Annotated in this window: 10 protein-coding genes; 8 read left to right on the forward strand and 2 right to left on the reverse strand. The window is 56.9% G+C overall.

Annotation, left to right across the window (positions count from 1 at the left end; all coding sequences use genetic code 11):
- Window positions 1–33: 33 nt before the first annotated feature.
- Window positions 34–789: an OB-fold-containig protein gene (locus DHN12_RS03115; protein WP_234416533.1), complete on the reverse strand. Its 756-nt coding sequence runs from the start codon at window positions 787–789 to the stop codon at window positions 34–36.
- Window positions 790–1,006: 217 nt separating this feature from the next.
- Here DHN12_RS03115 and metG point away from each other — a divergent pair, with 217 nt between their 5' ends.
- From metG to DHN12_RS03130, 3 genes are all read left to right on the forward strand, one after another.
- The gene (gene metG, locus DHN12_RS03120) at window positions 1,007–2,752 is read left to right on the forward strand and encodes a methionine--tRNA ligase (RefSeq protein ID WP_108858829.1); all 1,746 of its coding nucleotides are present in this window, start codon (window positions 1,007–1,009) and stop codon (window positions 2,750–2,752) included.
- 276 nt (window positions 2,753–3,028) lie between these two features.
- The gene (locus tag DHN12_RS03125; RefSeq protein WP_108858830.1) at window positions 3,029–4,195 is read left to right on the forward strand and encodes an efflux RND transporter periplasmic adaptor subunit; all 1,167 of its coding nucleotides are present in this window, start codon (window positions 3,029–3,031) and stop codon (window positions 4,193–4,195) included.
- A gap of 3 nt (window positions 4,196–4,198) precedes the next feature.
- Window positions 4,199–7,336: an efflux RND transporter permease subunit gene (locus DHN12_RS03130; RefSeq protein ID WP_108858831.1), complete on the forward strand. Its 3,138-nt coding sequence runs from the start codon at window positions 4,199–4,201 to the stop codon at window positions 7,334–7,336.
- Window positions 7,337–7,384: 48 nt separating this feature from the next.
- Here DHN12_RS03130 and glpD read toward each other — a convergent pair whose 3' ends face one another.
- Entirely contained in the window at window positions 7,385–8,977 is a 1,593-nt protein-coding gene (glpD, locus tag DHN12_RS03135; protein ID WP_108859092.1) for a glycerol-3-phosphate dehydrogenase, read from the reverse strand.
- 193 nt (window positions 8,978–9,170) lie between these two features.
- Between glpD and DHN12_RS03140 the strand changes: the two genes are divergently transcribed.
- The 5 genes from DHN12_RS03140 (at window position 9,171) to DHN12_RS03155 (ending at window position 12,346) form a co-directional block, all read left to right on the forward strand.
- Window positions 9,171–9,932: a DeoR/GlpR family DNA-binding transcription regulator gene (locus DHN12_RS03140; protein ID WP_108858832.1), complete on the forward strand. Its 762-nt coding sequence runs from the start codon at window positions 9,171–9,173 to the stop codon at window positions 9,930–9,932.
- A 115-nt stretch (window positions 9,933–10,047) separates the two neighbouring features.
- On the forward strand, window positions 10,048–10,203 hold the full coding sequence (locus tag DHN12_RS24590) for a DUF5993 family protein (protein WP_199528470.1): 156 nt from the start codon (window positions 10,048–10,050) through the stop codon (window positions 10,201–10,203).
- Window positions 10,204–10,212: 9 nt separating this feature from the next.
- Window positions 10,213–10,782 carry a disulfide bond formation protein B gene (locus DHN12_RS03145; protein ID WP_108859093.1) on the forward strand — a complete coding sequence of 190 codons (570 nt, stop codon included), beginning with the start codon at window positions 10,213–10,215 and terminating at the stop codon, window positions 10,780–10,782.
- Window positions 10,783–10,816: 34 nt separating this feature from the next.
- The gene (locus tag DHN12_RS03150; RefSeq protein WP_108858833.1) at window positions 10,817–11,179 is read left to right on the forward strand and encodes a DUF3302 domain-containing protein; all 363 of its coding nucleotides are present in this window, start codon (window positions 10,817–10,819) and stop codon (window positions 11,177–11,179) included.
- A gap of 21 nt (window positions 11,180–11,200) precedes the next feature.
- Window positions 11,201–12,346, forward strand: a complete 1,146-nt coding sequence (locus DHN12_RS03155) for an HlyD family secretion protein (RefSeq protein WP_058273814.1) — start codon at window positions 11,201–11,203, stop codon at window positions 12,344–12,346.
- The last annotated feature ends 8 nt before the right edge of the window (window positions 12,347–12,354 follow it).

Below are 12,354 nucleotides of genomic sequence, written 5' to 3' on the forward strand. Positions count from 1 at the left end.
CAAAATCCTCCGTGATGGGGTTAGAAATTTTGGTTATTCAGACATGCCGACCAGAACGAACCGGTCGCGCCGTCGGTCGCGCAGCACAAGCACATCGGTGCCCTGCTCAAGCGTGTCTTTGTCCTGCAACGGCTCGGCGCGCAGGTAGTGGGTATTGCCAAACCGATCCATGACGCGCACCTCGGCGGGGCGTCCGCGCGAAGCGGTGCCTTGGGTGATCACGCCACGGCGACGGGCAAGCAGGCGTTCCGACATCGCCTCGGTCTCGGTCTTGGGCAGCAGACGAGCAAAGGTGCCGCCAAAGCCACGTGCAAACCACAGGCCAAAGGCACCGGCGGGAATCGCAGCCATCCAAGGCGGAAGGTCAAAGCCCAGCAGGTCGCGCAGCGTCAGTTGCAGGCCCATACCGGACAAACCGAAGCCTGCCAGCAGAACCACCAGCCAGATCATGAACGGCACTTTGCCGATCCCCACCCACGCCAAAGGTCCCGCAGAGACCGCGCCAGGCGCGTCTGCCTCGATCTCGGCCAATTCGAAATCGCCCAGATCCATGTCGGCATCAATATCCAGACCGAAATCACCGACATCCAGATCGGGGGCATCCAAAACATCCAGATCGACATCGCCCTCGCTCGCCATAAGGCTTCCACCCAGGACCAATGCGATCAGTTCCAGCACAAGCAGGCCGAACAGAAGCGCAAGCGCCAAAGTGAAGGGCGCAAATGCACCCTCAAGCAGAAAGTCGAACATCAGTTGTTTGCCCTCGTTATTGTATACTGTGGTATACATTATAGATGGGAAGTCATTGCGGAAATTCAAGAGTTTGTGATTCTAATTTACAACTCTGGGGTATTGCATGCGGTGAAGGCAGCGCAATCCTAGGCGGCAAGCTAGGCCGACTATCCCGTCGACCCGTGCCTAAAATGACGTCCGAACCAAAGCCGGGGTTTTGCTGGCCGGTTACATAATGTAGACGGGCGCGCAGACAGTTACGCGGAAACGGAACATGGCTCGGATTCTCATCACCTCAGCGATCCCTTACATCAACGGGATCAAGCATCTCGGTAACCTGATCGGCTCGCAATTGCCGGCTGATCTGTACGCACGCTACCTGCGTGGCCGGGGGAACGAGGTCATGTTCCTGTGCGCCACGGACGAACACGGCACACCTGCCGAGCTGGCCGCAGCGAAAGCGGGCAAGCCAGTGGCTGAATATTGCGCAGATATGTACGAGGTTCAAGCCGACATCGCCAAGCGTTTTGGTATGAGCTTTGATCATTTTGGCCGTTCATCCAGCGAGCAGAACAAGACGCTGACCCAGCATTTTGCCGGAAAGCTGGACGATGCAGGGCTGATCCGCGAAGTCAGCGAAAAACAGGTCTATTCCAACGCCGATGGCCGCTTTCTTCCTGACCGCTACATTGAAGGTACCTGCCCCAATTGCGGTTATGAACGTGCGCGGGGCGACCAGTGTGAAAACTGCACCAAACAGCTGGACCCGACCGATTTGATCGAGCCGCGCTCGGCCATATCCGGATCGACCGATCTGGAGGTGCGCGAGACCAAGCACCTGTACCTGCGTCAATCTGCGATGAAAGATCAGCTGGATGCGTGGATCGACAGCAAAAGCGACTGGCCGATCCTGACCACCTCGATCGCCAAGAAATGGCTGCATGACGGCGACGGTCTACAGGATCGCGGCATTACCCGCGATCTGGACTGGGGCGTTCCGGTCAAGAAGGGCGATCAGGACTGGCCCGGCATGGAAGGCAAGGTCTTTTACGTCTGGTTCGACGCGCCGATCGAATACATCGCCTGCGCTAAGGAATGGGCGGATGCCAACGGCAGGACCGAGGCCGATTGGGAACGCTGGTGGCGCACCGACAAAGGTGCGGATGATGTCCGTTATGTCCAGTTCATGGGCAAGGACAACGTGCCCTTCCACACGCTGTCCTTTCCGGCGACGATTTTGGGCACCAACACATACAACGGAGAATCTGGGTCATCCGAACGTTGGAAGCTTGTCGACTACATCAAGTCGTTCAACTACCTGAACTACGATGGTGGTCAGTTCTCGACCAGCCAGGGCCGTGGCGTGTTCATGGATCAGGCACTGGAAATCCTGCCGGCCGACTACTGGCGCTGGTGGCTGCTGAGCCATGCACCAGAAAGCAGCGACAGCGAATTCACGTGGGAGAACTTCCAGCAGTCGGTGAACAAGGACCTCGCGGATGTTCTGGGTAACTTTGTCAGCCGCATTACTAAGTTCTGCCGTTCGAAATTCGGCGAGGCAGTTCCTGAAGGCGGCGCTTATGGCGACCGCGAACAAGCGCTGATCGAAGAACTGTCCAAACGCGTCCGCGCCTATGAAGCGCATATGGAGGCGATGGAGGTTCGCAAATCCGCGCAGGAACTTCGTGCGATCTGGGTTGCGGGCAACGAATACCTGCAAGCTGCTGCCCCATGGTCAACCTTCAAGGAAGACCCTGAACAGGCCGCCGCTCAGGTACGTCTGGGCCTGAACCTGATCCGTCTCTACGCCGTACTCAGCGCACCGTTCATCCCTGAAGCCTCGGCCAAGATACTGAGCGCAATGAACACTTTGGACACCAGCTGGCCTGACGATGTTGCTGCCGCGCTGGACGCCCTGCCCGCCGGTCACGCGTTCACGGTGCCGGACGTTCTGTTCGCCAAGATCACGGACGAACAGCGCGAAGACCTGCAATCCAGATTCGCTGGACAGCGCGACTGATATTTTGGATCACGACACCATAGTTACGGAGGCCATTTGGCCTCCGTTTTCTTTTGAAATGGGGCTAAAACCGGGTTTGGGCGCCAAAACTCCATAGGATCTTGGCGTAAGTCCGCCTGAAACCAAAATAATTTCCGGGCACACCACCCAGCCGACGCATTCAAGAAGCTTGAGATAAAGTTCCAAAACGGCCATCCTGCTGATCAAACAGCACGACTCGTCGAGGCAACAGAGTTGCCCCGGCGCAATATCCTTAGGTCTAACGAGGCGCCCGCCATGTCCCTTGCATTCAGTAATTCCTTTTTTCGACACAGAGGTCCGGTCTTGGCCATCGCGGCACTGACCAGTTTGGGCGTCTCGTTCACGGCGCTGGCGCAGGATCAAAGCGACGCGCCGCCGCCGAAAGTGTCTATCGCAGCGGCCTATACCGAAGAAATTACCGATGAGGCCGTGTTCATCGGGCGTGCCGAGGCCATTAACAAGGTGGATATTGTCGCCCGCGTGAACGGCTTTCTTGAAACTCAGGACGTGGAAGACGGTGCGCTTATCAAAAAAGACGACCTGTTGTTCACCATCGAACCCGATCTTTATGAGGCGACCCTGGAGGCCCGGAAAGCCGATCTGGACCGGGCGGAGGCCAATCTGGAGCTTGCCAAGGTCGATCTGGCCCGAAAGGAAGAGCTGTACAAACGCGATGCCACCCCGGAGTCCGAGCGTGACATCGCCCGCGCCAATGAACTGGTCGCCGAGGCCGAGGTCAAGGCCGCTCACGCTGCCATCCAACAAGCAGAGTTGGACCTGAGTTACACCGAGATCCACGCGCCGTTTGACGGGCGGATTGGACGTGTGGAAACCAGCGTAGGCGACGTTGTGGGGCCGACAAATCCTCCGCTCGTCAACCTGGTAAGCGAAGCTCCGATTTATGTAAATTTCTCGTTAAACGAAAAACAATTCACCTCGGTCCTCGAACAGGTTGGAGAGAGCGCAGCTTCACTAGCTGAAAGCAACAAAAGCCCGAACGTACATCTGACCCTGCCCAACGGAACCAAGCTCGACGAAACAGGTGAGATTGTTTTTGTGGACAACCGCATCGACCCTCTGACAGGTGCGATCACCGTCCGCGCTGAGTTCCCTAACACCGATCGGTATATCATCGACGGCCAATTCCTGAGCGTTCAAATCGAAGCATTGGAACCGACCCTTCAGGTGCTGGTCCCTCAGGCCGCATTGCAACGCGATCAGCGCGGTGAGTTCGTGCTGGTGGTGAATGACAAGCAGATGGTCGAACAGCGCTACATCACAACCGGCGACGTGGTTGGGACGGCGATTATTGTGACAGATGGTCTGCGCGAAGGTGAAAGCGTGATTGTTGAGGGCCTGCAGCGGGTTCGCCCGGGCGTTGCGGTGGATGCCGTCGTCGCCTCTGAACAGCCGGGAGAATAACGGATGTTCTCAGCTCTGTTCATTAGCCGGCCCAAGCTGGCTCTAGTTATTTCGCTTGTCCTTACGATCATGGGCGGCATCGGCTATTTGGTTCTGCCGGTCGCTCAGTTCCCGGACATTACGCCACCGGTGGTCAGCGTGACAACTACCTACACTGGCGCCAACGCCGAAACCGTGGAAAACACCGTCGCCGCCCCGATCGAGGCGCAGGTCAACGGTGTGGACGACATGATTTACATGACGTCGACCTCGGCAGATAACGGATCCTATTCGCTCAACGTCACGTTCGAAGTGGGCACTGATCCGGATATCGCATCGGTCAACGTGCAGAACCGCGTGGCTCAGGCAATGTCGTCCCTGCCTGCCGAAGTGACCTCATCTGGTGTGGTCACTCAAAAAGCATCCACCAACATGCTGTTGCTGGTGACGCTGACCTCGCCGAATGAGACATACGACAGTGTTTTTCTGTCCAACTATGCCTCGATCAACCTGAAAGACGCGCTAGCGCGTGTTCAGGGTGTGGGTAAAGCCGACGTTCTGACCAATCTTGAATACGCCATGCGGATCTGGATGGACCCGGATCAGATGGCTGCTTTGTCCATCACTCCGGGTGACGTGATTAATGCAATTCGGGAACAAAACGTCGAAGTTTCGGCCGGTTCCATCGGCGCTCCTCCGGTCCCGGAAGGGCAGACTTTTCAATACACGATCAAAACCAAGGGCCGCCTGACCTCGGCCGCAGAGTTCGGCGACATTGTCATCCGAACCGGAGATGCGGGCTCAATCGTACGGGTCAAGGACATCGCGCGGGTCGAGTTGGGTGCAGAATATTATGCGGCTTCGGGCTATTTCGACAGTGTCCCGGCCACGGTGATCGGCATTTACCAGGCACCCGGCGCGAACGCGCTGGCCGTGTCGGACCGAGTCGAGGCCGAGCTTGAGCGGTTGTCCCGAACCTTCCCGACGGATGTGGAATACGCCGTACCTTTCAACACCACGGACTTTGTCAATCAGTCGCTGAATGACGTGGTCACGACCCTGATCCTGACCTTCATCCTTGTGATCTCGGTCGTGTTTGTCTTCCTTGGAAGCTGGCGCGCGACGATCATTCCGGCGGTTGCGATCCCCGTGTCGTTGATCGGGACATTCGCGTTCTTGCTGCTTTTCGGTATGTCGCTGAACACGATCTCTTTGTTCGCGCTGGTGCTGGCCATCGGGATCGTTGTGGATGACGCGATCGTTGTGGTCGAAAACGTCGAACGGATTATCGCCGACGAAGGGCTTCCACCGGCTGAGGCAACGCGCAAGGCCATGGGGCAGATCACCGGTCCGGTGATTGCAACCACGCTGGTTCTGTTGGCGGTGTTCGTACCAGTCACCTTTATGCCCGGCATCTCGGGACGGCTTTATTCGCAGTTCGCTGTGACAATCTCGACCGCTGTGGTGATCTCGTCAATCAACGCGTTGACACTGTCGCCTGCGTTGTGCGGTCTGGTGTTGCAAGCACGGTCCGGCCCGCCAAAAGGGCTGTTGGCGGTGTTCGAAAACTTCATCGGTAGCGTTCGCAGTGGCTATGTCGCCATCGTACGCAAATTGCTGATCCTGCCGATCATCGGTCTGGGCATCATCGTTGCGCTGGCCATGGGCACAGGCACGATCATGTCCAACACTTCGAGTGGTTTCCTTCCGCTGGAAGACAACGGATATCTGTTCGTGGATGTGCAACTGCCAGACGCCGCAACGTTGGAACGGACCGAAACGGTCACTGCACGTGTCGACACACAGATCCAACAGATCCCCGGCGTCGCAAGCACAGTTCTGATCAACGGCTTCTCGATCCTGAACGGCACGACGACAAACGGTGCCGCGATCTTTGTGAACCTCGACAACTGGGATGAACGGAAAGAGGATGACCTGAGCGCTGATGCAATCCTGCAGAAAGTTCTGGCGATTGCCTATGGTGAAACTGCCGCATCGATAATCGCGTTCAACCCACCACCCATTCAAGGTCTGGGCAACTCGGCAGGCGTGGAGATGGAGGTGCAGCAGACCGGAGGCGGCACGCCTCAGGACCTGGCGTCTGCAGTTGGTTCATTCGTCTATTCGGCCAACCAACGACCGGAAATCGGGCAGGCCTACACCACATTCCGGGCCAACGTTCCTCAGTTGTTCGTGGATCTGGATCGAGAAAAGGCCAAGACACTGCAAGTCTCGGTGGCTGAGGTGTTCCAGACGATGCAGGCGCAGTTGGGGTCCTACTATGTGAACGACTTCAACCTGTTCGGGCGCGTGTATCGCGTGATGATTCAGGCCGACGGTTCGTATCGCGATAATGTCGACGATATCTCGAACCTGTATGTGCGCTCGACCAAGGGTGAGATGGTGCCTCTGGGTACGCTCATTGATGTCGAAAACGTACTGGGTCCGGTCCTGCTGAAACGTCACAACCTGTTCCGTTCGGCGACCGTAACGGCGGTTCCGGCGCCTGGGTTATCCACTGGTGACGCGATCAATGTCATGACCGAGGAGTCCACGACTGCCTTGCCCCCGGGCTATGCCTTTGAATGGACCGGGACCGCGCAGCAGCAATTGGCGACCGGTGGTCTGGTTGTGATCATCCTCGGTCTGGCGATCCTGTTCGGATACCTTTTCCTTGTGGGGCAATACGAGAGTTGGACCTTGCCTGTGTCGATCCTGCTATCGGTGATCGTCGCTTTGTTCGGGGCGGTGGCGGCCGTGGCTATCGTGGGAAGCGACATCAACCTCTATACGCAGATCGGGATGATCATGCTTGTGGGGTTGGCCTCGAAGAACGGTATTCTGATCGTTGAATTCGCGATGGAACAACGCGCCAACGGGTTGTCGGTCAAAGACGCCGCAGCAGAGGCCGCCTTTCAGCGTTTCCGCGCGGTGATGATGACCGCCCTGTCCTTCCTGTTGGGTGTTGTGCCGCTTCTGGCCGCCAGTGGCGCGGGTGCTGCCAGCCAGAAAGCCATCGGTGTCGCCGTGTTCGGCGGGATGCTGGCAGCTACTCTGGTCGGCGTGATCCTAGTGCCGGTCCTTTACGCTCTGCTGCAGGGGATGCGGGAATGGATCAAGGGAACCAAAGACGATCCGGGCCCATCAGAAGAGGCCGCGTGATCCAAAACAACAGCCCCGCCAAACTGGCGGGGCTTTTTACTTTTTTGGTCAGGCGTTCACTGCGACGGGTTTGGCTTTGCGATCCATCCAGCCTTGAATACCAGCGATCTGCTCGGCACTTAACCGCAGACCCATCTTGTTTCTGCGCCAGACAACATCTTCGGCCGTGCGCGCATATTCCTTATCCATCAGCCACGCCAGTTCCCGCGCGGTTAGCGTTGCACCGAAGTCATCGCCCAGATCCGATACGGACTTGGCGTCGCCCAAAATTGTCTTGGCCTCAGTGCCATAGGCGCGAACCAGACGTTGCGCCCGGACACGGTCCAGAAACGGGTAGTCGGCCAACAGTGCCTCGACCAAATCCGGTACGCCACCAACTGGGAAATCGCCGCCCGGAAGCGAAACGCCTGCAGTCCAGGGGCCGGGAAAATCGGGGAAGTGCTCGGACACTTTGTCCATCGCACTCTCGGCGAGGCGCCGATAGGTGGTGATCTTGCCACCAAAGACATTCAGCACAGGCGCCCCACCCTGCGCGTCAACTTTCAGCGTATAATCCCGCGTCGCCGCGGTGGCGCTGCTGGCCCCGTCGTCATACAACGGACGCACACCAGAATAGGTCCACACGATGTCGTCGCGCGTAACCGGTTTTTGGAAATACTTCGAGGCAAACGCGCACAGATAGTCCTGCTCAGTCTCCGTACAGATCGGGGGCTCTGCCGGGTCTGGGTGATCCTGGTCCGTTGTGCCAATCAGCGTAAAATCGCGCTCATAGGGTATGGCGAAAATGATGCGCCCGTCTTCACCCTGAAAGAAATAGCATTTGTCGTGATCATAGAGCTTAGGCGTCACGATATGGCTGCCGCGCACCAGCCGCACACCTTCACGAGAGTTGATGTGGATCTTGGTCTGGATGATGTCCCCAACCCAGGGGCCACCCGCGTTGATCAGCATTTTGGCCTGCACCACCCGCGTTTCGCCGCTCTGCTTATCGCGCATAGTGATCTCCCACAGATCATCAACACGTTTGGCCGCCAGAACTTCGGTCCGTACCAGAATATTCGCCCCACGTGCCTCAGCATCGCGGGCATTCAGCACCACCAACCGGGAATCCTCGATCCAGCAATCGGAATATTCGTAGGCTGTGTGGAACTTGTCCTGCAGCGGCCCGCCTTCCGGTGCGCTTTGCAAATCCAGTGAGCTTGTCCCCGGCAGGATTTTGCGCCCACCCAGATTGTCATACATGAACAGGCCCAGACGGATCAGCCACGCCGGGCGCCGTCCCTTCATCCAAGGCATTACGGTGCTGAGAAGTCGCGAGGTCGGCGTTTCAGAATCAAACCGCATATCCTTGTGATACGGCAATACAAACCGCATCGGCCAGCTGATATGCGGCATCGCCCGCAGTAGTGTTTCACGCTCGATCAACGCCTCGCGCACCAGACGGAATTCGAAATACTCCAGATACCGCAAGCCGCCATGAAACAGCTTGGTCGAGGCCGATGACGTCGCCGAAGCAAGATCGTTCATCTCGGCCAATGTCACGGACAATCCGCGCCCGGCCGCATCGCGCGCTATTCCGCACCCGTTAATCCCACCACCAATGATGAAAAGGTCCGTGACCTTGTCCGTGTGCCGTTCCATGTCCGGATGATTCTCTTTGTTGGAAAAACCGGGCTCATTAACCCGATGAACGCGCGTTTCGTCAACGTTTACTTTCGTTTTTTTTCGTTTTATCACCACAAATCGAAGCGTTTCAAAAGTGTGGCCAAACAGATCTCTTGGAAACCCTTCGAAATTAGAACAAAAACGAACCCACACCGTTTCGGAGCCGACCATGTCCCTTTCCTTTCGCCAGTCAGACATCCTGAACATCGCCAGACAGGATGGCCGTGTGATGGTGGATGACCTAGCCGCTCAGTTCGGGGTCACGGTTCAGACCATACGCCGCGACTTGTCTGAGCTGGCGGATCTGGGGAAGCTGGACCGGGTTCATGGCGGGGCCGTAATTCGCTCGGGCGTTTCCAATATTGGCTATGAGGATCGCCGCGCCCTGAACGATGAGGCCAAAGCGCGTATTGCGTCGGCCTGCGCCCGAGACATCCCGGACGGCGCGTCGGTTTTCATGAACATCGGTACCTCGACCGAGGCGGTTGCGCGCCAATTGGTGAACCACAAAAACCTGATGGTTGTCACAAACAACATGAATGTCGCCAATATTCTGGCCGAGAACACCGATTGCGAAATCGTCGTTGCTGGCGGTGTCCTGCGCAGATCGGATGGCGGGTTGGTCGGCAATCTGACGGTCGCAACCATCCGGCACTTCAAGTTCGACTATGCGGTCATCGGCTGCTCGGCACTAGATGCCGATGGCGACCTATTGGATTTTGACTTTCAAGAGGTCCAAGTGAGCCAGACGATCCTGGCCCAGACACGGCGCACCTTTCTTGTGGCCGATCATTCAAAGTTTCAGCGTGCAGCCCCCGCGCGTATCACCTCATTGGCTGAGATCGACACGTTCTACACCGACCGGCCTCTGACGGACCGCCTAAGCAAGAGGTGTCAGGCGTGGAAGACCGACCTTCGCGTGTGCCAATGACCCCCTAAGTAGTTCTCCTAAAAGGTGAACTGGGTAAGAGTTTTCTTGCCAGACCTCCCAGTGCCTGACAGTATCGCGATATTGCGGTCGTTGCACGGAAGGGGAGAACCGGGCCATGATAGCGCTTTTATTCGCGTTACTTACAGCCACCATGGGGCTGAATTATTTTCGACAAACAACGGCAGCCAATGCTCTATTTTTCTTCACGCTGGCGTTGAGTGTGTACTGGCTGAAATTCCACGCCACCAGCCAACTGACAATTCAGTTGTAGGGGGCGATGATGACACCAGAATTGTCCCGAACCCTGAACTCCATAGGCATGCTGGCCGTCAGTCTAGTGCTGCTTTTGGCCTTTGTTTACCAACTGACGCTTTACGAGCTGCCCTGTCCACTTTGCCTGCTGCAACGCGTTGGCTTTGTCGCCGTGGGCGTTGGGCTGGGCTTGAACCTGCTATACGGCGCGCGGCCGCAGCACTATGCGTTGATGTTAATCGCAGCGCTTTATGGCGGCAGCGTATCGGTGCGCCAGATCCTACTGCATATCGTTCCCGGCACGGGTCATTACGGCTCGCCCGTGTTGGGGCTGCACTACTACACTTGGGCCGCCATTTGCTTTTTCCTGATCCTGTTGGGCACCGCGGTTATGCTGCTGTTTGATCGCCAATACGCTGACGACACTTCGGATCAGCCTCGTTTCGGTGGAAGCACCTTGGCCAAAACTGCCTTCTTCATCATGCTTGGTCTGGCTGTTCTGAATGCCGGTTCGACACTGCTTGAATGTGGTCCTGGCATTTGCGCCGACCCGCCAACCAGCTACAAAGTGATTGACGAACTGGGCTCCAACAACTGAGGATGGGATAACCTTCCCGAACAGAGGCACAAACATGGGGTTACTTGGGCAGCCACTGGGCTATTACGACTACCTGACATTTGTTGCGTTGATTTTGCTACTGGCCGCCGTCATGGCGCTGTTTCTATTCGTGATGGGACTACCGGGCCGCATCGCGATCAAACGCAATCACCCCCATGCCGAGGCTATAAAGATCATGGGCTGGATGGGGTTTCTCGCCATCGTGCCTTGGGTCCATGCATTCATTTGGGCGTTCCACGATGGAACGGTGGTCGATATCCGCCGCATGCCCGCTGATGAGCGTGAGGCGGTTCGCAAAGAAATCAAGCGCTTGGGTGGTGAGTTGACGGAAGAATACCGCGACCCGCTGGATCCGGAAGAGACGCAAAAGAGCTAACGCCAAAGGAAACTACAAAATATGTTTGTCGCCCTCGGCATTACGCTTTTCTACATCATTTTTGTCTGGCTTATCTTCTTCAAGTTCCAGTGGCTGAAGTTCAACATCATGTGGGGCATCGTATCCTTCTGGGTCGGTGCGCACCTGCTGTTGATCTTTCTTGTCGCCCTTCGGTTTTTCCAGCCGTTCTCTATCGACAGCCACGTGGTCCGCTCAACCATCCAGATCGTCCCACGGCTGACCGAACCGACGATATTGACTGAGGTACTGGTCGAGCCAAATACCGAAGTCACAAAGGGCGATCCCCTGTATCGGTTCGACGACACTGTGTTCGCGCTTGAGGTTGAGGAAGCCACAGCGCAACTGGTCGCGGCCGAGCAGAACGCCAAGATCCTTGAACAGGACGTCATTGCCGCAGGGGAAGCCATTGAGCGTGCCAACGCTCAACTTGCCTACGCACAGACGCAGCAAGCCCGATACGAAAATCTTGTACCCGCAGGTGGTGCGCGGCAGGACGAGCTAGATCGCTGGAACGAACAGGTGACTGAGGATCAGGCTCAGGTCAAAGAGGCCACGGCAAATCTGGAAAAGGCTCAGCTTGCGCTAGATTCCCAGATTGACGGCGTGAACACCGGCATCCTTCAGGCACAGGCGCAATTAGACAAGGCCCAGTATTTTCTGGACAACACAACAATCTACGCCCCCGAAGACGGCATGATCGTGTCCCAACAGGCGCGTCCCGGTCTGGTCGTCGGCGATATCCGTCTGGGCGCTATTGCCAGTTTTGTCACCAAAGATAACCCTTATATTCTTGCGACCTACCGACAACAGAACCTGAAATTTGTCGAGGTTGGCCAACCCGTTGAAGTTGCTCTTGATCTGTATCCGGGTGAAATCCTGACCGGCAAGGTCGAGGCAATCTGGTGGGCAACCCGACAAGGTCAGTACTTGCCGTCTGGCCGCCTGCCGGGGTTTGAGCTGCCAAAACTGCCCGGACGCATTGCCGTGCAAATCTCGGTCGATATCCCGGACGGGCACACCTTCCCTGCCGGTGGTCACGCGGCCGTGGCGATTTATACCGGTCAAGGCAAAAGCTTTGAGTTTCTGCGACGGATCAACATTCGTCTCTATTCCTTCGCCAACTTCATTCGACCATTGGATATCTAAGGACGCAA

Origin of the sequence: Ruegeria sp. Alg231-54 (assembly GCF_900143525.1) — a bacterium.
Lineage (GTDB): Bacteria > Pseudomonadota > Alphaproteobacteria > Rhodobacterales > Rhodobacteraceae > Ruegeria.